Source organism: Myxococcus sp. XM-1-1-1, assembly GCF_020037095.1.
GTDB lineage: Bacteria > Myxococcota > Myxococcia > Myxococcales > Myxococcaceae > Myxococcus > Myxococcus fulvus.
Genome location: NZ_JAIQDH010000007.1, coordinates 390,530 through 412,836 on the forward strand (window position 1 = coordinate 390,530; position 22,307 = coordinate 412,836).

The window sequence follows — 22,307 nt, forward strand, 5'->3', positions numbered from 1 at the left end:
GTGGACGGGACGCCACCGCCAGGCCTTCTAGGCGCGGGGCTGGGACTGTCGCAGCCACGCCACCGTGTCGCTCAGCGTCTGGCGGTGGGCGCGCGGCTGGTAGTCGAGCTCCTCGTGGCTCCACAGGGTCTTGAAGCCCCAGTGGCACGTGGACATCTCGAGCACGACGGGGTCCGGCAGCTTCTTGAGCGGCACCTTCGAGCCCAGCTTCGCCAGGCCCTGCACGACGAGCGTGGGCACGTCGGGCTTGTCCACCTTGATGCCGGCGACCTCACCCACGCGCTCGAAGAAGGTGCGCAGGGACAGGGACGTCCCGGGCAGGTGGTACGTGTCACGCCAGGTGTCGCGCCGCGCCAGCTTCGCGAGCGCGTGCGCCACGTCGCGCACGTCGGTGAAGGCGATGCCGCCCGCGGGGATGAACGGCAGCCGACCGTTGAGCACGCGCGCGACGTTGGTCGTCGAGCGGCCCAGCGTGTCGCCGGGCCCGAGCAGCACCGGAGGCCGCACCACCGTCAGCTCCACGCCCAGCTGCTTCGCGAGCTTCCGCGACTGCTCCTCGGCGCGAATCTTCGACAGGTAGTAGGGCCAGCGGCCGACGACGCCCTCCGCGTAGAGCGAGTGCTCGTCCGCCTCGATGGTGGCGTGGGGGAAGCAGCCCACCGTGCCGGACGTCGACACCAGCACCATCCGCGCGTCGAGCGCCTTCGCCGCGCGCACCATCGCCAGCGAGCTCTCGATGTTGAAGCGCACCATCTCCTCGGCGTGGTGCCGGCTGTGGTGCACCATGCCCGCCGCGTGAATCACCACGCGCGTGCCCTTCGCCTGGGACAGCCACGCGTCGGGCTCCATCGGAGTGCCGGACACTTGCTGAACCTTCGCGTCGAGCGGCGAGCGCACCAGGGCAATGGCGTCGTCGCCCAGGACCTCGAGCAGGTTTCGCCCCAGAAAGCCGCTGGCACCCGTGACGAGCGTCTTCACGACTGCACCTCGCCCCGCCACGCGCAGGCCTGCTGGAACTGGGCGAGCTGCGCCGCGTTCGGGCCCCACTCGAGGTCGTCACCCGAGGGCTTCACGATGTCGAGCGACAAGAGTGCCTGCACCACGCCGTCCAGGTGCGGACGGTGCGCCACCGGCACGGCCTTCAGCTCGCACGGCGCGCTCACCTTCGTCGCCTCCAGGTAGTCGCGCACCACGGGCTCGAAGAGCGCCTTCACCACCGCGTCGACGCGCGCGTCGCCCATCTCCGCCAGCGGCGTGGCGCACCAGCGGTAACGCGACAGGTGCGTCTCCAGCGCGGGGTTGCCCGGCTGGCGCGCCAGCACGTCGCCCGCGAACCAGTTCTGCCACTGGTTGCGCAGCGAGTGCGCCAGCGTCGGAGTCAGGGGCGAGGGCACCGGCAGCTCGCTGGCGATGACGCGCCCGCCCCGCCGCTCGATGGCGTCCTTCAGCCAGGCCTCGTCGACGCCCGGAATCGGGTGCTCGGCGAGGAACGCGCGCAGGTGGAAGCTGCTCACCGTGGTGTGGCGCTGCAGCTCGGCCATCACCGTGTGGCTCAGCGCGCGCACGTCCGTGTCCGGGCCCATCGCCTGGGGCTGGCCGCACGCCACGTGGACGCGGCCCAGCTGCACCTGCCCACGCGCGAGCCGGCCCAGCCACGACATGACGCCCGTGAGCGTCATCTTCGGGCGCGGCTTGCCCGACAGCTCCTCGCACAGCGACGCCTCCTCCGGGAGTCGGTCGTAGGAGATGGCCACCGGCAGGACGACGAACTGGCGCCCCGTGTTCTGCAGGGCGCGCAAGAGGCCCCGCTTGGGCGGCAGCATCAGCCGCGCGCGGCTGCGCTGGCCCTCGATGAAGAACATGAGCGACGCGTTCTTCTCGGTGAGCCGGCGCAGCTCCTCGCCCAGCTCCGGCACCTCGCGGCCCACGCCGCGCTTGATGAAGAAGGCCTGCGAGTCCTTGAGGATGGGGCCCACCACCGGGATGCGGCCGAACTCCTCCGCCGCGGCGATGTGCGGCATGGAGATGCCCAGCTCCGGGTGCTGGAAGCACAGGTAGCTGGTGAGCAGGAAGTCGAAGTAGCTGCGGTGCGTGGGCGCCAGCACCACCAGCGCGCCCGGGGGCACCTGCGCCATCGCGCGCTCGAACGAGGGCCGGTCGAACGTCACGTCGCTGGTGCAGTGGCGGAACGTCTTGCGCAGCGCATAGCCGAACACCTTGAGCGTGGTGTTGGCGGCCGGGCGCTCCTTGAGCCACGTGCTGTCCGCCCGCCCGTCATCGTGCTTGGGCCCGGCGAAGGACACCTGGGACTCGTCGCGCGACAGCAGGTGGCGGTACATGCCCTCGTTCACCACGCGCACGTACTCGCGAGGCTCGAAGCCGGGGACCTCCAGCGGCGCGGCGCGCACGAAGTCGAAGGTGTGGTGCGTGAAGTACGAGAAGCCCTCGTTGAGGTACTGGACCTTCTGGTCCGCGCGCACCAGCTTGCGCAGGGCCTTGCTCTGCCCGAGCACCGTCAGGGCGGCCTTCTGCAACTGCACGGGCAGCTCGCGCCGCACCAGGTCCGCGGCGTCGAAGCCGTGGTCCTTGCGGCCGACGAACATGTCGGGCGCCTTCACCACGCCGGGGCGGTGCTTGAACCACTCGATGGTGGCCGCCGCCGCCATGTCGATGCGCAGCGCCCGCTGCACGCCCATGGTGGCGTGGACGATGGGCACCGGCTGACCCTCGGCCGGCATGGGGCCGAACACCGCGCGCACCACTTCACTGGCCACCACGTCCACCGGCACCACGTCCAGGCGCACCGACGGGTCCGCGTTGAAGGCCCGCACCACGCCCAGGCCGCTGTACAGCAGGCACCCGGCGAGCGCCGCCGGGCTGTCGAGCCAGCCGGGGAAGGGCGCGCGGTGCGCGGCCGACACGATGCTGGGGCGCACGATGACCACGGGCACGTGGCCGCGCCGCTCGCAGATGAGGTGCTCGGCGACGCTCTTGGTGAGCGTATAGGTGTTGGGGTGGCCGGTGAGCGTCAGCCACTCGCGGCCGTCGCCCTCCGCCACCTGGAACGCCTCGTAGAGCTCCGAGGCGGGCTTGGGCAGATGCGCCAGCTTCTCCTCGACGGGGCCGGGGCGCCAGACGCTGACGTACGCGGTCGACACGTCGACCATGCCCACCACCTTGGGGCACTCGCGCGCCAGCTCCAGCACGGACAGCGCGCTGCGGATGTTGGCGGACGTCGCCTGCGCGAGCGGCAGGTCGAACTCCACGCTCGCCGCGCAGTGCACCACGTGCGTGACGCCGCCGCGCACGGCGTCCCGGTCCGCGGCGGACAGGCCGCAGGCGGGCTGCTCCAGATCACCGCTCACCACGTCGACCTGCTGAGTCCAGCCGGCCGGCAGGCGTGAGAAGCACGCGGCCTGGGCCACCTTGGCGAAGCGCTCCGCGGCCGACTGCACGCGGCCCTGACGGTCCTTGGACTCGCGGACCAGCACGGTGACGCGCTCGACGCCCTGGTGCAGCAGCGCCTCCAGCACCACCTTGCCGACGAAGCCGGTGACGCCGGTGAGAAAGACATGGCGGGACATCAGTGAGGCTCCTCGTTCGGGGTGAGCGCCACCGGGCCGTTGATGCCGCTGTTCGACGCGCCGAAGACGTTCTGCGGGTCGATGGCCGCCTTCACCTTGCGGTTCAGCGCCAGCGCGCCCTCGGAGTAGACCTCCGGCAGGAAGTCGCGGCGGATCTTTCCGACGCCATGGTGGTGCGACAGTGAGCCGCCCGCGGCGAGGATCTCCTCGCGCGCCGCGTGCTCGAGCGCCGCGTAGGCGCCCACCGGGTCCTCCACGCCCTTCGCGTAGAAGCCCAGGTAGAAGTAGATGACCACGCCCGTCTGGTAGACCTGGGTGAGGCGGCCGGTGAAGAACACCTTGCCGGGCAGCTTCAGCAGGGCGTGCTCCTTCTCCACCCGACGCTGCACGCGCTCGTAGAGCTCCAGCGCGCGGCTCCACGGCACGCTCGTCTCGAAGCTCTCCGCGATGGCCCAGTGCTCGAAGGTGAGGTCGCGGATGTAGGCGATGCCGAAGGTGAGCTGGTAGCCGCGCTCGCCGTTGGCGCCGCCGCCCTTCATGCCGCCGTGCGCCGCGGCGATGCGGTAGAGCGTCTTCTCCTGGAAGTCGACCTCCTCGCGCGAGCCCTCGAACACGATGGTCGCCACCGCGAGCTTGTACGGGTCGAAGCCCTTGAGCTTGGTGACGACGACCTTCTCCAGCTCGCTCTTCAGCTTCGCGGCCAGCCCGTGCTTGGCGGGCTTGAGCGCCTGGCCGAAGTGGAACTGGGTGTTGTCCATCACCCGCACGCTGGCGGGCACCGCGCCGGACTGCTGCAGCTCGTAGAGGAACGCCAGGCCCTCGGCGAGGTCCGGGAAGATGACCGAGCCGTAGCGCTGGACCTCGGGCAGCGGGAAGAGCTTCACCACCGCCGTGGTGATGATGCCGAAGTTGCCCTCGCTGCCGAACATGTACTGGCGCGGGTTGACGCCCACGCTCTCACGCGGCGCCTGGCGCGGGCGCTCCACGATGCCCTGGGCGGTGACGACCCGCATGTCCAGCACCAGGTCCTCGATGTTGCCGTAGCGGTTCTTCTTCATGCCGCTGGCGTTGGTCGCAATCCAGCCGCCCAGCGTGGAGAACTCCAGGCTGTCGGGCTCGTGGCCCATGGTGAAGCCGAACTTCGCCAGCTCGCTCATCAGGTGGCGGCCGGTGGCCCCCGCCTCGATGCAGGCCATGCGGTTGACGGTGTCGATCCACAGGACGCGGTTCATCTGCCGCATGTCCACGGCGATGACCAGGCGCGCCTCCGACAGCGGGATGCGCAGGGCCTCGGTGACGTTGGTGCCGCCGCCGAAGGGGATGACACACGCGCCGTGCTTCGAGGCGGTCTCCACCAGCTTCACGACCTCGTCGTGGCCGCGCGGGAAGACCACCAGGTCCGGGACGCGGTCCAGCTTCGTGTAGCGGATGGCCCAGATCTCCCCGCCCGTGTGCCCGTGGCCCCGGCGCAGCCGCTGCTTCGGGTCGTCGGTGAGCTGGTCCTCCTTCAGGAAGGCGCGCAGCGCGGTGAGCAGCGCCTCGTCCTTCTTCGCCTCGGGAATCTGGGGCGGGTAGTGGGGCTCGTTGCGGTTGTCGTAGCCCAGCGGCGAGGCCAGCTTGGCGGCGAACCACGGCATCAGCTCCGGCAGCGCCACGTTGCTGATGTTGTAGCGGGTGCCCGTCAGCAGCGTGCTGCCATCGGGTTGCACCACGAAGCGCGTGTCCTCGAAGCCCCAGCCCTCGAGGGATTCGACGTCCTGGGACGCGGGGGAGACGGGGGGCGTGAAGCGCGTGTCTCCAGACGACACGGTGGACGACTTGCCGTCGAGGCGCTCGCCGGTTCCGCTCTGCACCGCATTACCCAGACGGTGCAGCAATCCTGATTTGTCAGCCATGGTCGCGCGCAGTGGTACATAGGGTTGCTCGCTGCGTCAACGCGCGCGCTTTGCGCAGGTGCGCACCGCGTTACGCACTTTCGGAACGCATCGTCTCGTAAGTGCCCTGACGAGACTCCGGGTCTCGTAATCCGGCTTCTTCCGAGACAGGAAGTCTCGTAAAGAGAAGTCATGCGTGCAGGCCGACCGAGGGACGAGGGCGTGCGCCGGGCCATCCTGGTGGCGGCGCAGGAGCTGGTGCTGGAGCGGGGCTATGCGGCCGTCACCATGGGGGATGTGGCGAAGCGGGCCGGTGCGGGGAAGCAGACCCTCTACCGCTGGTGGCCCGGCAAGGGGGCGCTGGTGCTGGACGCGTTCTCGGAGTGGGTGAGCCAGGCGCCCAGGCTGCGCGGCCCGCGCAGGCCGTCCCTGTCCTCCACGCTGGTGGAGCTGTGCCGGGGCGCTTCGGAGGCGGCGCCGGTGCTGCGCGCGCTGATGGCGGAGGCGCAGTTCGACGAGGACCTCCACCGGCGGCTGGTCGCCCAGCTGGTGCGGCCGCGCGGCGACGAGCTCCGGGCCTGCCTCGTCGACCGGCGGCCGGCGGACCGGGAGCTGGTGGTCAACGTGCTCTCCGGGCTGGTGTGGCAGCGGCTGATGCTCAACGAGCCGCTCGACGCGCGCTTCGTGCGCTTCGCCCTGAGGGTGGTGGAGCGCATCTGAAGGGGGCAGGCGGCCGGGCGGGCCCCGCCTGGGGGCGGGGTTGAACGAAGTTGGCCGGCCCGCTCCCGCTGTGCTAGCTAGCGCCCAGCCACTCGACGCTCCGATGGCGGCGCGGCATCTCGTCGCGACCGTAGGGTGTCCTCGGGTGGCATTTCTTCGGCTGGCGCCTCCCGAGCATCGACCCCGTTGTTGCTGGAGGCCTACATGTCGACGTCCGAACTGCCCGTCCTCGAGTTCATCCTCGCGAACTACAAGAACTTCAACGCGCGGGCGACGCGCGACTCGCTCTTGTCCTACTGGGACCACGTCTCCACGGGGGGGCGGATGTTCTGGAGCGTCGCGGGCGCGATGTCGTCGGCGCAGCTGGGCATCACCCTGGCGCCGGCCATCCGCTCGGGCCTGATTCACGGCCTGTCCGTCACGGGCGCGAACCTGGAGGAGTCGCTCTTCCGGCTCGTCGCGCACGCGGCGTACAAGGACTTCCCGGAGTACCGCTACTTCACCAAGCAGGACGACACGAAGATCCTCGAGCAGCGGATGCGCCGGGTGACGGACACGAGCATCCCGGAGGACGAGGCGTTCCGCGCGGTGGAGAAGTTCATCGTCCCGATGTGGAAGACGGCGACGGAGAAGGGCCAGCGCCGCTTCTGGCACGAGTACTTCTACGAGGTCATCCAGATGCTGGACCCCTCGGCGTACGAGGGAGACCCGGAGGCCTGCTGGCTGCTCGAGGCGGCGCGGCGCAAGCTGCCCATCGTGGTCCCCGGCTATGAGGACTCGACGTTCGGCAACATCTTCGCGTCCTACGTGAAGTCGGGCGAGTGCAGCGCGAGCATCGTCAAGTCCGGCATCGAGTACATGGCGGACTTCTATGACCGCTACGAGGAGCTGTCCGCGGGCCAGGGCGTGGGCTTCTTCCAGATTGGCGGCGGCATCGCCGGTGACTTCCCCATCTGCGTCGTCCCGTCCATCAAGTACGACCTGCAGAAGCCCGTGAAGCCGTGGGCGTACTTCTGCCAGATCAGCGACTCGACGACGTCCTACGGCTCGTACTCGGGCGCCACGCCCAACGAGAAGATCACCTGGGACAAGCTGACGGAGACGACGCCGATGTTCGTCATCGAGTCGGACGCCACCATCGTCGTCCCGCTGATGCTGCGCGCGCTGCTCGAGTGCCAGGGCAACCCCAAGGCGGCGGGCGCCCTCATCGCGAAGCACCGCGGCTGAGACGTTCGCAGGGCTGTGACGGCTTGCCGGGGCGGTCCGTATCTCCGCCCCGCGCCGGATTCGCCGTGACGTGGCCGCCTCGTGGAATGCTCCCACGAGGCCTGGCCGCTCCGGCGCCGAGGTGACGCTCCTCGAGGGTCGACGTGCTCGGGTGCTCGCGCATTCCCGCGAGCCGTGCTGACGCGCCTGGAGGCCCGGTGAGGCCCGGTGTCGACCGGTGGGCACTGGCCCTGGCGGGCGAGCCCCGGGCGCGGGTGCGGGGCGCGGGTGAAACACAGGCGGGGCGCGTGATGCGGGGTGTGTCGGCGCCCGCATTGTCTGTGATTGTTGCCCTGGAGTACGTCTGTGTTTCGGGTTGACGTCAGGGACGGGCGTGGTGATGTATGAGCCGCCCGGTCGTGAATCGTGCCGTGCTCATCCAGGGAGACATCGGGTTTCCGACCGGGCGTGATTCATCACCTGCCCGAGTGGCTCGCTCCGCGCTGTCGTCAGGCGTGGACAGGAAGGGACGCGTGCAATGAAGCCTCTGCTCGAACTCATTGGAGAGACCGCGCCGTATGCCAGGGCGTTCGATGTGACGGTCAAGGATGATGTCGTGCTCGGCTGGTTCAAGCCCGAGCAGCGGCGTCACGCCGAGACGACGTTGTTGAGCCTCTCCGAGACGCTGCGCTCCATGGCCCTCCACGGCGCCCTGATTGGCGCCGCGGCGAACCCGGTGAAGGCCCGTCACTACTACCTGGGCAGCCGCGCCGAACTCCGGGTGTTCCCGGTGGAGGCCACCGAATCGGAGGTCTTCCAGTGCGTGGGACGCCTGGAGGGCATCGACCGCTCGAACCTGTTCCCCATCTATCGGGTGAGCGGGATGTGTCTGACGGACAAGGGCGAGCGCTACGCGGAGCTGGACGGAGCCTTGCTGGTCCTGACGGAGGAGGAGTTCGTGGGGCTCAAGGGCGCTGATGCGTCGGCGCGGCCCTCGTGGTCCCCCGGGCAGCCGAGCCCGTATGCGGACCCCATTCGGCCCATGACGCTGGAGTGGATGGAGCCCGGGAGGATGCTCCGGGCGTCACTGCCGGGGTTGGCTCGCGAGGACTTCGCGGGCCACTTCGACCTCCGTCCGCTCTGTCCCCTGACCCTGACCCTGGCGAATGCGTGCTCGTTGGTGGGGCACTTCCCCGGGTACGGGAGGTTCTGGATCAGCCGCTGTGCCATCTCCTGCAAGGACGTGGTGGACCCGGGCCAGGCGCAGCGGATCGTCTGTGTCTCCGACGGGGCGGGCCGGTTCGTCATCACCGTGGAGAGCGACGCGGGCCAGCGGCTGGGCCGTTTCAAGCTCGAGGTCGTGCCCGCCTGAGACCCGCGACGTGATTCCCGATGTTCCACATGGAGGTGACGTGATGCTCAAGGATGAACTGGTGGGAACCTGGAAGCTCGTGTCCATGGAGTACGTGCAGCCGGATGGCCGGCGCAGCCACCCCTTCGGAATCCACCTGCTGGGCTGCCTGATGTACGACGCGCACGCGAACATGTCCGTCCAGCTCATGCGCGGAGACAGGGCCTTCTTCGAGTCCCCGGACCCGCTGGCCAGCAAGCCCCAGGAGGCGAAGGCGGCGATGGATGGGGCCGCCTTCTACTTCGGCACCTACTCCGTCGACGAGGACGCGCGCGTCGTGTCCCACGCCATCGAGGGGAGCCTCTTCCCGAACTGGGTGGGGGTGGTGCAACGGCGGCATGTCCTCGTGGAGGGCGAGAAGCTCTCGCTCCGGACCGACCCCATGCCCTTCGCGGGGGGCAGCGGGGTGATGGTGCTGACCTGGCGCAGGCTGAGCGGCCGGGCGGGCACGCCGAGCCACTGAGGGCCCGCTCCGAGGCTCGAACCTGGAGCGCGTCCACCGCCCCGGATGGACTACGCTGGGCGGCCTTCGTCGGAAAGGTCGGTGCGTGTCCCATGGGTGGTGGTCGTGTGCTCTCGCCAGTGCTCCTCGTCGGTGCCGGGATGGGGGAGGCCACGTGCGGCATCCTCTACCTGGCGAGCTACCTGCGACGCGGCGGCATCGAGGCCTTCGTGCGGCTGTACGACGGCGACGAGACGGAGGCCGAGGTCATCCGCTCGTTCGAGGCCCTGGTGCGACGCGTGCGCCCCAAGCTGGTGGGCATCAGCCTCAAGTGGTTCCACCACGTGGACCGCGCGCTGCTCATCGCGCGGACGCTGCGGAAGATCGACCCGTCCATCCGCGTCGTCGTGGGCGGCAACTCCGCCTCCTTCTGGTGGCGGGAGCTGCACGCGTTCGACTGCATCGACCACGTGGTGCTGGGGGACGGTGAGCGGCCGCTGCTGGCCCTGTGCCAGGGGGAGGATTCGCCGCCCAACTGCGTGAGGCGGGACCCGGACGGCCGGGCGCGCCGGCTGCCGCTCGAGTACGTGCAGGGCGCCACCAACACCGAGGACGTCTTCTACTCGCACTTCGACGAGATGTTCCTGAGCCAGCTGGACCTGAGCTCCTTCTCCGGCTGGGTGGCGCCGGGCAAGGGCTGCGGCGAGAACTGCCTGTACTGCGGCGGCGCGCGCGGGAACCAGAAGGCCGCCTTCGGTCGGGCGAAGCCCTTCCTGCGCTCCGAGGAGAGCGTTCGGAGGGACCATCAGGAGATCGCCGGCAAGACGTGGCAGATGCGCTACGACTTCGCGGGGAGCTCGGCGGAGTTCCTGGGCAGCACCTGGGCGGGCGTGGACCTGTCGCGCCACTGCTGCACGTACTTCCTGTGGGGCGTGCCGCGCCTGGAGCTCGTCGAGGCGCTGTCGAACACCTTCGAGCGCGTCTACATGGTGGTGGACATCGGCTGCTTCTCCGAGAAGCAGCGCCTGGAGCAGATGGGCCGCGGGCTGCTCAAGCCGTGCGCGAAGGACCGGGAGCTGCTCGAGCTCATCGAGGGCTGCCGCCGCTACAAGAACCTGGGCGTCGAAATCTCCGGCATCGGCGGGCTGCCGTTCGCCAGCGAGGCCACGCTCGTCGAGGAGCTGGCGCTGGTCCAGCGCATCATCGACCAGGACTGCGTGGTGGGCTACCAGCGGCTGGAGTCACAGCCCGGCGCGCTCGTCACCGAGCACCCCGCGCGGTTCGACATGGTGAGCGAGGCGCGCACGTTCAACGAGTTCCTCGACTTCTTCGAGCGCCGCGAGCCGGGGGACGTGTCCGTCCCGATGATTCGCTTCCGCGACGCGAAGCTGGAGGCGGCGGTGCAGCGCACCTCCGAGCAGGTGGACGCGCTGGCGTGGAAGCACCGGGACGCCCGACGCAACCTCGACGTCAACGGGCGCACGCGGCTGGTCAACACCGCGTCCTCGCCCCGGCGCTTCTCGCTGGGGGACTGGCTGGGCAGCCACCGGGCTCCGGTGAAGGTCGCGCGGGAGGAGGTGACCGTCCTGCGCTCCGTCGACGGCATCACCTTGAGCTGCGCGCCCACCGTCAACCCGCGCAGGTTCTCCGACCCCACGCTGGTCCAGGGCGACGACGGGGCCATCCTGCTGGCGGCCCTCGCCGCGTTCGAGCGCCCCACCACGGTGTCCAGCGCGGTGTCTCACCTGGGCAGCAAGGCCCGGCTGGACCCCCACTCCGCCCGGGAGGTCATCGACCACCTGGTGGAGGGGCGCTTCCTGCAGCCGGGCTGAGCCTCACAGCTCGGTGGAGCTCTCCGCCTCGTCCGCGCTCCTCGCCGCGTTGCCCGGGGGGACGGGCGAGAGCAGGAGCCGGCCGAGCACCAGCGCGAGCACCGCCGCGCAGGCGCTCGCGGCCAGCACGCCCAGCTTCGCGCCCGCGAGCAGGCCTGGGTCCGTGAAGGCGAGCTGCGCGATGAACAGCGCCATGGTGAAGCCCACGCCGGCGACCAGGCCGAGCACCACGAGGTGGCGCACGGTGAGCCCCGCGGGCAGCGTGCCGATGCGCAGCCGCAGCGTCGCGCCGATGGCGAGCAGCACGCCCACGGGCTTGCCCACGACGAGGCCCACGGCCACGGCCATCGCCACGCTCCAGGCGGAGGCGCCGAGCGTCCCGCCCGAGAGCTGGACGCCCGCATTGGCGAGCGCGAACACCGGCATGATGCCGAAGGCCACCCAGGGGTGGAGGGACTCGATGAGGCTCTCGGCGGGAGACAGGGCCTCGCGCCGCGCGACGTCCACGTGCCGGAGCACCCGTGAGAGGTCCTCGGGCGAGTGCGCGCCCTTGGCCTGTTGCCCGAGCGTCTCCAGCTCCTGGCGCACGTCGACGAGGAGTCCCTGGGGGCCGAGCCACGCGCGCACGGGCGTCATGAGCCCCACGATGACCCCGGCGATGGTCGGGTGGATGCCCGCGGCGTAGATGCCCGCCCACGCGACGAGCGCGGGGACGACGTAGGCCCACTTCGAGCGCACGCCCACTCGCTGCATCGCGAGCACGCCGACGAAGCCGAGCGCGGCCGTCAGCAGCCCGACGAGCGAGACACCCGAGGAGTAGAAGAGCGCGATGACGACGATGGCGCCCAGGTCGTCGATGACGGCCAGGGCCAGCAGCAGCACGCGCAAGGCGGGCGGCACGCGCTGGCCGAGCAGCGTCAGGATGCCGAGCGCGAAGGCGATGTCGGTCGCCATCGGGACGCCCCAGCCGCTCTTCGTCTCGGGGGCTCCCGCGAAGGCGAGGTAGAGCAGGGCCGGCGCGAGCATCCCGCCGAGCGCCGCCGCGATGGGGAGCGCCGCCCGGCGCCACTCGGACAGCTCGCCGTGGTGGACCTCGCGGCGGATCTCCATGCCGACGACGAAGAAGAAGATGACCATCAACCCGTCGTTGACGACCCACTCCAGCGAGCGCTCGAAGCTGAACGCGCCGAGCCGGAAGCCGACGGGGGTGTGCCAGAGGCGGGTGTAGCTCTCCGCCCACGGGGAGTTGGCCCAGGCGAGCGCGACGGCCGCGGCCACCAGCAGGAGGATTCCGCTCGCGGCCTGGATGTGGAGGAAGCGCTCGAGGGGTCGGCTTGCCAGGCGCACGAGGCGGAGCAGGGGCTCCCAGGCCTCCGGCGGAGATGTGGGACGGGGAGGAACAGGGGTCGACATGGCGCATCCTCGCCGGCGATTCATCCGGCTCGGATGGCGGCCCGACCATCCACTGTCCTGCAGCGGTGTGCTGCACCCTTGCGTTGTGTGAGGCCCGGGCACCTTCTCACAGGCGGCTTCGTGGGTCGACGAATACCGGCGCGTGGAGGGCTCACGTGTTGCCTCGGAAGGGGATGCCCGAGGCGCGGAAGAAGACCGCCGTCAGGGCCGCTGGGAGCGCGGCGAGCAGGGGGGAGAGCAGGCCGTTGGGCCCGCCATTCATCCTGGCGGGTATCTCCAGGGTGACGAGGAGCCCGCCCGCGGCGGCGAGCAGCAGCAGCGCCCGGAGGTCCGAGGGGCGCGCTTCTGGAGCGATGACCAGCTTGAGGGCTCGCCAGGCTGTCAGGCCCCCGGTGAGTGCTGCCACGAACTGGGAGAAGGGGGGGATGGGGGAGCCGTGGAAGGCGAGGCTCATCATGGTGTGTCCGACCAGGCTCACGACCACGGTGCCCAGGCCCCCCAGTGTGGTGAGCGCGGCCGAGATGACGAGGACCCATCGCGGCGGTGCGAGGGTGGGGGTGCGCCCGAAGGTGAGGTCCTCGGGTGTCAGGCGCCGTGCCTCGGGGCCATCGAGCTTGAGCAGCGCCTTCACCGCGAGCATCCGGCAGGAGCGTCCCTTCCGGTCGCGCACGGTCGTCAGGGTGCCGGAGCTCAGCAGTTCCCACAGGACAGCGCCCAGCTCGGGCGGCCCGCCTCGTTGGGCCACGTCGCGCAGGCGGGCGCTCAGGGTCTCCACGTCGAGCGTGGTCTCGCCCTGCTGGGCGAGCACGGCCTGCTCGGCGAGGCCGCGCATCGTCGCCACTTCCATCGCGGTGAGGTCGGACTGCGAGGGCTCGAGCACGGCGCGCAGTCTATGCCAGACGTGTGTGTTTGAGGCACGGGCCCGCGTGTGAGTGTTCAGCGAGGGGCCGAGGACCTCGCGAGCGCTGGTGCGCGTGGCTTCCGCGAGGACGCGCCGTGGGCGTTGGCGCGAGGTGCCTGGGCCCGTGAGGGCTCCGGCGTGTGTGACGCTCCCGCGCAGCCTCATCGTGGAGGGGGCGGCGAAAGGCGCCTGGGCCCGTGAGGGCTCCGGCATGAGTGAGGTGCCCTCGCGACCTCCTCGTGAAGAGGTCGGCGCGAGGAGCCGGCGAGTCATGTCGGGCTTCGGCGTGAGTGAGGCGCGCCCGCGACCTCCTCGTGAAGAGGTCGGCGCGAGGAGCCGGGCCGCATGTGCGACCCTGGCGTGCGCAGCTCCATCCGACCTCCATCGCGGCAGCTCAGGACCCAGGCGCGAGCAGGGTGATGTGCAACCTGCGCAGGTGCGCATGCTCGCTGATGACGTTGAACGCGGCGACGCGGTCTCCCGCGATGTCGACTTCAAGGACCAGCCGCAGCCGTCCCCGTGGAGCGACGACGATGCCGGGCTTGCCGTCGATGAGCGCGACCCGGGCGAAGCGCGCCCGGCCCGTGTTGGTGAGGGTCTCCTCGGCCACGCGGCGGGCACCGCGTACCTCGGCTGGTGTCGCGGGCCGCAGCGCTCCCGCGTCCGCACGCCGGACGACGTCGGGGGCCAGCACCGCGAGGAGCGCGTCCAGGTCACCGGCGCGCGAGGCGGCGAGGAACGCCTCGATGACCTGCCGGTGATGGTCGAGCTCCGCTGGGGAGCCCAGCGGCCTGCCTCGCACGCGGTGCCGGGCACGGCTCGCCAGCTTCTTCGCGGCGACGGGCGAGCGCTCCACGATGGTGGCGATGTCCTCGAAGGGCAGGCTGAACAGGTCATGCAACACGAAGGCGATGCGCTCGGCGGGGCCCAACGTCTCGAGCACCACCAGGAGCGCGAGCCCCACGGACTCGGCTCGCACCGCCTCGTCCTCCAGGCTCGGCGTCTCGCCCTGGGCGAAGGACTCCTCGAGCAGCTCCGTGTCTGCCGGTGTCTCGCCTCGGTGCTGGCGAGCGCGCAACATCTCCAGACAGACGCGACTGAGGACCGTCGTCCACCATCCATCGGGATTGGCGATGGCGCGCGTGTCGGCCCGGCTGGCGCGCAGCCAGCACTCTTGCACGGCGTCATCCGCCTCCTCCGCGGTGCCGAGCATGCGGAAGGCCACCGCGCGCAGACGACTCCGGGCGCGCTCGAAGGTCGCGGAAAATTCAGCGGAAATTCCCACCGGTCACCTTTCGAGGTCGTGGTTCATCAACACGGTGGAAGCGATGAACGACACGAACGCGACGAGGAGCCGAATATGCCGACGCTGATGGTCCGATACAAGGTGAAGGAGGAAGGTGTTCCCGAGGTGCTGGCCGCGGTCCAGGCAGCCTTCGCGGCCATCGAGGCGAAGCGACCGCCGGGCCTGCGGTTCGAGTACTTCCACCAGCCCGAGGGCCACGAGTTCTTCGGGCTGCTGGAACTGGAGGAGGGCGCCGAGAACCCCCTGCTCGGCATCCCCGAAGCCCGTGCCCTGCAGGCCACCGTGGCGCGACATGCCCTCGGAGGCGCCCCGACGCCTCAGCCCTGGGTGAAGCTCGGCTCCCACGGCTTCGCGCGCTGAGGCCGAGGCGCGCTCAGCGTTCCCGATAGAGGGCTTCCATGTTGTTGCCATCGGGGGCCAAGACGAAGGCCGCGTCGTAGCCCGCGGGATAGCCCTGGGCGGTGTCGCGCAGCCCCGGCGGGCCGTTGTCGATGCCGCTCGCTTGCACGGCCGCCGCATGGAAGGCGTCCACCTCCGCGCGACTGCGCGCCGCGAAGGCGGTGTGCTGTCGCACGCCGTGCGGGTGGAGGCGGTCGATCCAGAAGATGGGATACGTGATGCCGTAGCCCACGCCGACGGTCTGCCCGTCCTCCGCGAGCTGTTCGACCCGCCGCAGGCCGAGAGTGCGACATCCGCGACGCCCATTCCCGTGGGGTCAATCACGCTGTGTCCCTCCAGGGTTCGAGCGGGCGGGAGGCTCGCCACGAACGGAAGCTTCCTGAAGCCCTGTCCCCACACGAGCCCGGGTTTCTCGAGCATGCGAGGGGCCTCCGGCGGGGGCACGCACGGACGCGACGGCGCGCGCGTTCGGAGGCATGATGGACGAGCGCCGTCGACCTCGCGGAGGACGCACGCGCGCCAGGAGCCACGGGCGGTGGCTGGGGGAGCGCGGGAATGTCGGAGTCGGTCGAGCTGAGGTGCCTCCGGTGTGGTGCGCCGGATGCGGGGAACGTGGCGCGATGTGTGTGCGGCGCCAGCCTCCGGGTCGATGTGGTGTTGCGGGACGCGGTGGTGGACGAACGAGCGCGCTTCGCGCTCGCCCGGGCCATCTCGCAGCTGGGCCCGCCTGCTCCCTCGTTCTCCGAGGCTCGAAGCCTGCTCGCCAGGGCGGGCGCGCCCCTGGCCCACGGTGTCTTCCGCGCCTTCGCGGAGAAGCTCCTGACGGTGCTTCGCGCCCAGGGCGCCCGCGCGGAGCTGCGCCCCTTCGTGGAGGTGGCGGTCCTCTCCGAGGAGCCCGCGAGGGGCGGTCGCCGCGCGCTCCTCGGCGTGCTGCTCCTGGTCGCCGTCGCGGTGGGCGTGTGGGTGGCCCGCTCCCCACGCTTCGCGCAGGCGCGCTCGGAGGTCCTGTCCCTCGCCTCGGGTGAAGCGTCTCCGGGCGACAAGGCCCCTGGGCCCGTGACCCTCTCCACCTCGGAGATCTCCCGCCGCGCGGGGCCGAGCACCCTGACCCTGCGGTGTGGGAGCAAGACGGGCTCCGGCTTCTTCGTGGAGCCGGAGCTGGTGCTGACCAACGAGCACGTGGTGTGCCCGCCGGGCAAGATGATGACGGCGGTGCTCGCGGATGGGCGCGAGCTGCTCGGCGAGACGGTGGCCAGCGACGTGGACCTGGACCTCGCCACCGTCCGGGTCGTGGGCGCGAAGGCCGCGCCGCTGCCGCTGGGCGACGTCACGCGCCTGGAGCCGGGAGACCCGCTCGTCTTCATCGGCAGCCCCCAGGGGCTGGACTTCACCGTGCACGAGGGGAAGGTGGGCTACGTGGGCCGCCATTACCTGGGGACGGGCTACGTGCAGTTCAACGCCTCGGTGAACCCGGGCAACAGCGGTGGGCCGCTGCTGAACGGACAGGGCGAGGTGGTGGGCGTCGTCTCGATGAAGATCGAGAACTCGGATGGCCTGGGGCTGGCGCTGCCCATCGCCTACGCGAGCAAGCTCGTCCCGGTGCCCACCACGCCCGAGTCCACGGAGCGCTGGAAGGCGCTGCTCGAGCGCGTGGCTCGCGACGAGGCGCGCGAGGCGCAACGCTTCCAGATGGACACCGAGCAGCAGGTGCTCCTCTCCGTGCAGCGGGTCGACGGGCTGGGGCTCGTGGTGCTGGTGCTCGAGCGGTTCGACTCGCCGCCCACGTCGCTCAAGCGCCGCATGGAGCTGGAGGCGGAGGGGAAGACGTGCACGTTGGACCTGGAGTTCGAGGACTGGCGGCCGCTGAGCCAGTCCCTGGCGGCGCAGGAGGACTCGCGGCGGCTGCGCTGGTTCCTCTCGAAGGGGCTCACCCGGGGCATCCACGTCGGCGGCGCGCGGCTGCCCGTGGAGACGTGCGCGCTGCCCGCGACGGGCACGGCGTCACTGAAGGCGGGGCAGGGCAGCGGTGAGAACCTGGAGCGCATCGAGGTGTCGCTCAAGGACGTGCGGGACGCCCGCGACACGTGGAACCGCAACCCCACGGGCATCCAGCGCTGGGAGCGCGAGCGCTTCAAGCAGCGACTGGTGGGGACGCAGTCGCGCGAGGAGGAGGAGCGGTGGCGCACGTCCTTCGGCAAGGCCCGGGCGCGCGTCGCCCGCTTCGAGGAGGAGCGCACGCGCCTGCGGCAGGACGAGGCCTCGGGCAAGCCCGTGGCCCGGCGCCAGCAGGAGGTGGAGGCGGAGCTGAAGCTGGCGAGCCAGCAGCTCTCCGAGCTGGAGCGCTACGCCACCGAGAAGAACGTGCCCGCGGAATGGCGGCGGTAGCGCGCCGCTCCGCGCGGGGGGCCGCGGAAACCTGACACAGGGCTGTCGGCGCCGAGGACCATGAATACGGTGACTCCGACACATCGACGTGTCGGCCATTCCAGGAGGTGGAGCGTGGAGAGTCCCGTGGAGGTGGTGGAGGCGTACTTCGAGGCCTGGACGACGAAGGACGAGGCGAAGCTGCGTGGGACGCTCGCCTCCGAGGTGAGCTTCGTCGGCGCGCTCGGCACGGCGCAGGGTGCCGAGGCCTGTGTGAAGGGGCTCGTCAACGGCATGTGGAAGGTGTCCCCCCGCATGCGCGTGCTGCACCGCTTCGTGGACGGCCCGGAGGTGCTGACCTGGTTCGAGATTCATCCGTACGACGGAGCGCCCACGCCCGTGGCCAACTGGTGCCACGTGGAGGAGGGACGCATCACCCACATCCGCGTCACGTTCGATCCACGCTCGATTCTCGAGAAGCGTTGACGCGAAGGTCTGGCGGGATGGGAATTCCCGGTGGCTGTCTTCCGGGGCCCTGGGAGGCCATGGTTTGCGGGAACCCATCCATGGGATAAGGGCCGTGATTCCCACAGACCATGGCCACGACCTCTTCCGCCTCCGGTGTCCTGCGCGGTTATGTATTGCCCGCGCTCCTGCTGTTCGCCCTCCCCGTGTTCGGGCTCTGGTTCACGGGCTACGCCAGCAACTGGTTCGACGAGCGCATCCGCTCCGCCATCTCGCAGCAGGTGATGCAGGACCGGGAGCTCGACGAGGTCCAGCGCAAGGAGGTGTTGGAGGCGTACAGCACCTTCTCCGCGGTGGATGCGTGCATGAGCACGGACGAGGAGCGGGCGGGGTTTCGCGCGAGCTTCGGTGACGGGTGCACGGACGCGATGCAGTTCGGCTGGGCGTACCGCGGGGCGTTGGGGTTGGTGTTGTTGGGGCTCGCCTCCGCGTTGATTGCGCTGATGTGCGGGCTGGCGGCGTTCATCTCCCGGCCCATCCAGTACCTGAGCTTCGTGGTGGGCTGGAACCTGCTGCGCATCGCGACCGCGCTCCAGGTCATCGGCCAGGGGGCGCTGGCGGTGTGGCTGTCGTACTGGGTGACGGCGGTGCTGACGCAGCGCTACTCGGTGAAGCTCATCCTGGCGGTGGGGCTGATGGCGGCGGGTGCGGCGTTCCTGGTGGTGGTGGCCATCTTCAAGCGTCCGCCGATGGACTTCGAGGTGGAGGCGGAGGTCGTCGAGGAGTCGAAGGCGCCGGAGCTCTGGGCGCACGTGCGCAAGCTGTGTCAGCGGCTGCAGACGCCGCCGCCGGACCACCTGCTGGCGGGCATCGACGCGAACTTCTTCGTCACCGAGGGCGACATCCGCGTGGGAGAGCGGACGCTGCGGGGGCGCACGCTGTTCGTGAGCCTGTCGCTGCTGCGGCAGCTGGAGCGGCGCGAGGCGGAGGCGGTGCTGGCGCACGAGATGGGGCACCTGCTGGGCGGCGACACGGGACATGGCAAGCGGTTGGCGCCGATGCTGGCACGGTTCGGCCAGTACCTGGAGGCGCTCCACGAGGGTGGGCTGACCCGGCCGGTCTACTACTTCATGCTGTCCTATCGGGGGCTGTTCGAGCTGTCGTTGGGGCGCAGCCGGCGCGCCAGTGAGTTCGCGGCGGACCGGCTCGCGGCGAGCGTCACCTCGGGGCGGGACGTGGCGCACTCGCTGGTGAAGGTGGTCGCGTACGCCAACTTCCGGGACCGCGTGGAGGCGGCGCTGTTCAACCGTGACGAGCAGCACCAGAGCGTGGCCATCGCGCAGCGGGTGGCGCATGGCTTCGCGGAGTACGCGCAGTCGGAGGCGCTGCAGGGCGATTTGAATGGCTCGGTGACGCCGCACCCGTTCGATTCGCACCCGCCGCTGTCGGCGCGGCTGGAGAACGTGGGCGTGAAGCTGTCGCCGGAGGACATGGGGCAGATGCTGGTGGAGCCGGTGACGTCCTCGTGGGCGGAGGCGTTCGAGGACGCGGACGGCATCGAGGCGCGGCTGTGGCGGGCGTACGAGTCGCGCTTCTCGAAGGCGCATGACGTGGCGCTGGCGTACCGGTACGCGCCGTCCAACGACGAGGAGCGGGAGCACGTGGAGCGGTACTTCCCGCCGATGACGTTCGAGGCGAAGGAGGAGGGCCACGAGGTCCGGCTGACCTTCGCGGAGGTGTACTGCGAGGAGTGGGCGGCGCCGGTGCACCTGGACGAGGTGACGACGGCGACCACCGAGGACCGCATGTTCAAGAAGTACCTGGACCTGCTCCTGAACGGGACGGGGGCCACGCAGGGCAAGGTGTCCATCTGCTTGAACAAGCTGAAGGACTCGGAGGCCCTGCTCGCCGCGTTCGGTCACTACCTGGGCCGCCACCGCGCCAGCAAGGACCACCAACAGAGCGCCGAGCGCGACGCGGCGTGAGGTCCCAGGGCGCCCGCCGTCGCGGCGCCAGGGTGTCAGTTCCGGAGAGGGGTTTTCGTCCCATCGCGGCCTCGATGTCCGCAGGCCGCGATGCGGGGGCTCGGTGGGCTCGAAGCCCATGAACCTGGCGGCGATTCCCTTCGAGGTAGACCTTGGCCACTCAGCAGCGCCCGCGGTTGTCACCCGAGCAGCGTGACGCCGCGCTCGCGGACCTCCTCGCCTCCGAGCGGGCGCGCATCATCCCCGCGGCGAACCTCCTCTCGTCGGATCCGTCCACCATGCCCCGACTGCTCGAGTTGCTTGCGCTCGAGCGACGCGCGGACAATCGCCAGGGGATTCTCTTCGCGCTCACCTGGCATGCGGAGCCCGACGCCCTGTGGGACCTCATGATTCGGGTCCTGTCCGACCCGACGGAGGGCGAGAAGGTTCGGGGACAGGCCTCGGAGGGGCTCGCCTACATGTTCCCGCAGGTCGAGGTGGGCTCCTCGCGGTTCGAGGCCGGAGTCCAGGCCCTGCTGGCGGCACTGAAGGACTCATCGCCTGAGGTCCGCTACTGCGCGCTCTTCGCGCTCGGCGCGACAGCGCATCCGCCGCTCGTCCCCGCGATGGAAGCGATGCTCGTGGACGAGACGCCCGTGCCCGGTTGGGTCGGCACGGTGGCCACCTCGGCGGCGAATGCGCTCGAACACCTCAAGGGCAAGTCCGCGTCCCCGCACTGCGAGGGGCCGTAGGCGGAAGGCTCCTGCTGACCTTGGCGGCTCGGCTCCTCCACCTTCGCATCGCGGCGACTTCAGCGCGGAGGACGGCCGAGCTGCTGGCGCAGGTGCCCCTCCTCCACCAGCCCCCAGCGCTCGACCAACCTCCCCTCGGGGGAGAAGCGCAGCAGGTCCAGCAGCGTGTAGCTCACCGGCAGCCCGGTCGCGGCGAAGCCCATGAAAGGCCCCCGGTGGGTGGCCCGGGCGGTGATTCGACAGGCGACCTTGTCCCCCTCGGCGACCAGGTCCTCGAGCTCGAAGCGGATGTCCGGGAACGCGGCCCGCAGGCCGGCGAAGCCCTGCTTGATGCCCTCGGGCCCCGGCATCATGTCCGGGTCCGGATGGTGGTCGACGGCGTCCTGCTGGATGACGTCATCGACGACGTCGAAGTCGCCGGAGTGGATGGCCTCTTCGAGTCGGCGATAGAGCCTGCGCGCGGCGTCCTTGGTGGAGAGGGGCATGGGCTGAGGATGGGCACGTCTCCGCCGTGCGCCTTGAACGAATCGGACATCGGCCGCGTGGCATGCTCCGTCCGATGACCCCTCCATTCCGCATCGAGTGTGGCCCCTGTGTCCTGCGCCCCTGGCGGCGCGGGGACGAGGCCTCCCTGGTCCATCACGCCAACGACCGCGAGGTGTGGCGCAACCTCCGCGACCGGTTTCCCCACCCCTACACCGCCCAGGACGCGGCGGGCTGGGTGGGCTACGCGGGCGCGGTGTCCCCGCCTCGTGACTTCGCCATCGAGGTGGCCGGCGAGGCCGTGGGCTCCATGGGGATGATTCCCGGCACCGACATCGAGCGCCATTCCGCGGAGGTGGGGTACTGGCTCGGCCGCTCGCTGTGGGGGCGGGGCATCGTCAGCGCGGGCCTCGACGCCTTCTGCGGCTGGACCTTCGCGAACACGGACCTCCTTCGGCTCTTCGCGCTGCCCTTCGCCGACAACGCGGCGTCCTGTCGGGTGCTGGAGAAGGCGGGCTTCCAGCGCGAGGGCGTGCTGCGGCGCAGCGCCGTCAAGGACGGCGTCGTGCACGACCAGGCGCTCTATGCACGCCTGCGTCCCTCAGGGCCTTGAGCCACCGTGCGAGGCAGGGGGAATGGCATACGTCCCCACCGCGTGGGCCACGGGCTCCGGCAGGCCCTCCGAGTACAGCGACACCTCGCCCACCGCGAGGCTCCGCCCCACCTTGAGCAACGTGCACACGCCGATGATGCGGCGGTCCGCGGAGGGCTTGCGCATGAAGTTGAAGCTCAGGCTCGTCGTCACGGCGAGCGGGACGAGGCCAATCTCGCCCAGCAGGGCCACGTAGAGCGCCACGTCCGCGGTGGCCATCAGCACCGGGCCGGACACCGTGCCGCCGGGCCGAAGCTCACCGGGGCCCACCTCGTGCGCGACGGTGGCGCTCCGGTGGCCCACCTCCAGGATTCGCACGCGCGTCTGGGGGAATTCGGCGGTGATGAAGTCCGACAGCTCACGCAGGGTCGCCATGTCGCGAGTGTGAGCGAAACCCGCGCGCGTGAGTAGCGGTGCTGACGTGGCCGCACGGCGCGTGGCGCACGGGGCCTTATGCTTGGCCCATGGTGCGTCCTGAAGGACGAGAAAGAGGAGCACGTCCATGCTCCACCAGACCTGCGGGTGAGAGTCCCGTCCGG

General features: G+C 70.5%; 20 protein-coding genes. 11 read left to right on the top strand and 9 right to left on the bottom strand.

Translation table 11 applies throughout. The annotated features are described in order from the left end of the window. Positions 1-27: 27 nt before the first annotated feature. From K8640_RS17215 to K8640_RS17225, 3 genes are read right to left on the bottom strand one after another with little or no spacing between them, the layout of a single operon-like run. Complete coding sequence (locus K8640_RS17215; protein WP_223748003.1) at positions 28-978, bottom strand: NAD-dependent epimerase/dehydratase family protein; 951 nt, start codon at positions 976-978, stop codon at positions 28-30. Next, positions 975-3,584, bottom strand: a complete 2,610-nt coding sequence (locus tag K8640_RS17220; RefSeq protein ID WP_223748004.1) for an SDR family oxidoreductase — start codon at positions 3,582-3,584, stop codon at positions 975-977. Before K8640_RS17220 ends, K8640_RS17215 begins: the two co-directional genes overlap by 4 nt. Then, on the bottom strand, positions 3,584-5,479 hold the full coding sequence (locus K8640_RS17225; RefSeq protein ID WP_223748005.1) for an FAD-binding oxidoreductase: 1,896 nt from the start codon (positions 5,477-5,479) through the stop codon (positions 3,584-3,586). The genes K8640_RS17220 and K8640_RS17225 overlap by 1 nt, the downstream gene beginning before the upstream one ends. Before the next feature lie 171 nt (positions 5,480-5,650). Here K8640_RS17225 and K8640_RS17230 point away from each other — a divergent pair, with 171 nt between their 5' ends. The 5 genes from K8640_RS17230 to K8640_RS17250 all read left to right on the top strand — a co-directional run bounded on the left by K8640_RS17230 (position 5,651) and on the right by K8640_RS17250 (position 11,069). Further along, complete coding sequence (locus tag K8640_RS17230; RefSeq protein WP_223748006.1) at positions 5,651-6,178, top strand: TetR/AcrR family transcriptional regulator; 528 nt, start codon at positions 5,651-5,653, stop codon at positions 6,176-6,178. A 204-nt stretch (positions 6,179-6,382) separates the two neighbouring features. After that, positions 6,383-7,405 (top strand): deoxyhypusine synthase family protein, encoded by a 1,023-nt coding sequence (locus K8640_RS17235; protein ID WP_046711849.1) that lies wholly within the window; start codon positions 6,383-6,385, stop codon positions 7,403-7,405. Between the two features lie 517 nt (positions 7,406-7,922). Next, positions 7,923-8,756, top strand: coding sequence for a hypothetical protein (locus tag K8640_RS17240; protein WP_223748007.1), 834 nt, complete (start codon positions 7,923-7,925; stop codon positions 8,754-8,756). Positions 8,757-8,799: 43 nt separating this feature from the next. After that, positions 8,800-9,258, top strand: a complete 459-nt coding sequence (locus K8640_RS17245; RefSeq protein ID WP_223748008.1) for a lipocalin-like domain-containing protein — start codon at positions 8,800-8,802, stop codon at positions 9,256-9,258. 92 nt (positions 9,259-9,350) lie between these two features. Further along, positions 9,351-11,069, top strand: coding sequence for a radical SAM protein (locus K8640_RS17250; RefSeq protein WP_223748009.1), 1,719 nt, complete (start codon positions 9,351-9,353; stop codon positions 11,067-11,069). Between the two features lie 3 nt (positions 11,070-11,072). Here K8640_RS17250 and nhaA read toward each other — a convergent pair whose 3' ends face one another. The 3 genes from nhaA to K8640_RS17265 form a co-directional block, all read right to left on the bottom strand. Next, the gene (gene nhaA / locus K8640_RS17255; RefSeq protein WP_223748010.1) at positions 11,073-12,482 is read right to left on the bottom strand and encodes a Na+/H+ antiporter NhaA; all 1,410 of its coding nucleotides are present in this window, start codon (positions 12,480-12,482) and stop codon (positions 11,073-11,075) included. A gap of 151 nt (positions 12,483-12,633) precedes the next feature. Beyond that, the gene (locus tag K8640_RS17260; RefSeq protein ID WP_223748011.1) at positions 12,634-13,362 is read right to left on the bottom strand and encodes a hypothetical protein; all 729 of its coding nucleotides are present in this window, start codon (positions 13,360-13,362) and stop codon (positions 12,634-12,636) included. A gap of 415 nt (positions 13,363-13,777) precedes the next feature. Continuing rightward, complete coding sequence (locus K8640_RS17265; RefSeq protein WP_223748012.1) at positions 13,778-14,668, bottom strand: sigma-70 family RNA polymerase sigma factor; 891 nt, start codon at positions 14,666-14,668, stop codon at positions 13,778-13,780. A 75-nt stretch (positions 14,669-14,743) separates the two neighbouring features. Between K8640_RS17265 and K8640_RS17270 the strand changes: the two genes are divergently transcribed. Then, complete coding sequence (locus K8640_RS17270) at positions 14,744-15,049, top strand: hypothetical protein (RefSeq protein ID WP_223748013.1); 306 nt, start codon at positions 14,744-14,746, stop codon at positions 15,047-15,049. Positions 15,050-15,062: 13 nt separating this feature from the next. Here the strand turns inward: K8640_RS17270 and K8640_RS17275 are convergent, their stop codons facing one another. Further along, positions 15,063-15,320: a hypothetical protein gene (locus K8640_RS17275; RefSeq protein WP_223748014.1), complete on the bottom strand. Its 258-nt coding sequence runs from the start codon at positions 15,318-15,320 to the stop codon at positions 15,063-15,065. Between the two features lie 323 nt (positions 15,321-15,643). Between K8640_RS17275 and K8640_RS17280 the strand changes: the two genes are divergently transcribed. The 4 genes from K8640_RS17280 (at position 15,644) to K8640_RS17295 (ending at position 20,633) form a co-directional block, all read left to right on the top strand. Further along, entirely contained in the window at positions 15,644-17,473 is a 1,830-nt protein-coding gene (locus tag K8640_RS17280; RefSeq protein WP_223748015.1) for a S1C family serine protease, read from the top strand. A gap of 114 nt (positions 17,474-17,587) precedes the next feature. Beyond that, entirely contained in the window at positions 17,588-17,938 is a 351-nt protein-coding gene (locus K8640_RS17285; protein WP_223748016.1) for a nuclear transport factor 2 family protein, read from the top strand. Between the two features lie 110 nt (positions 17,939-18,048). Next, complete coding sequence (locus K8640_RS17290) at positions 18,049-19,902, top strand: M48 family metallopeptidase (protein WP_223748017.1); 1,854 nt, start codon at positions 18,049-18,051, stop codon at positions 19,900-19,902. Positions 19,903-20,054: 152 nt separating this feature from the next. Next, the gene (locus K8640_RS17295; RefSeq protein WP_223748018.1) at positions 20,055-20,633 is read left to right on the top strand and encodes a HEAT repeat domain-containing protein; all 579 of its coding nucleotides are present in this window, start codon (positions 20,055-20,057) and stop codon (positions 20,631-20,633) included. Between the two features lie 59 nt (positions 20,634-20,692). Here the strand turns inward: K8640_RS17295 and K8640_RS17300 are convergent, their stop codons facing one another. Continuing rightward, positions 20,693-21,118 (bottom strand): ester cyclase, encoded by a 426-nt coding sequence (locus tag K8640_RS17300; RefSeq protein WP_223748019.1) that lies wholly within the window; start codon positions 21,116-21,118, stop codon positions 20,693-20,695. 74 nt (positions 21,119-21,192) lie between these two features. Between K8640_RS17300 and K8640_RS17305 the strand changes: the two genes are divergently transcribed. Beyond that, positions 21,193-21,729: a GNAT family N-acetyltransferase gene (locus tag K8640_RS17305; RefSeq protein WP_223748020.1), complete on the top strand. Its 537-nt coding sequence runs from the start codon at positions 21,193-21,195 to the stop codon at positions 21,727-21,729. Here the strand turns inward: K8640_RS17305 and K8640_RS17310 are convergent. After that, on the bottom strand, positions 21,718-22,143 hold the full coding sequence (locus tag K8640_RS17310) for a PaaI family thioesterase (protein WP_223748021.1): 426 nt from the start codon (positions 22,141-22,143) through the stop codon (positions 21,718-21,720). The genes K8640_RS17305 and K8640_RS17310 overlap by 12 nt on opposite strands. Positions 22,144-22,307 lie beyond the last annotated feature (164 nt).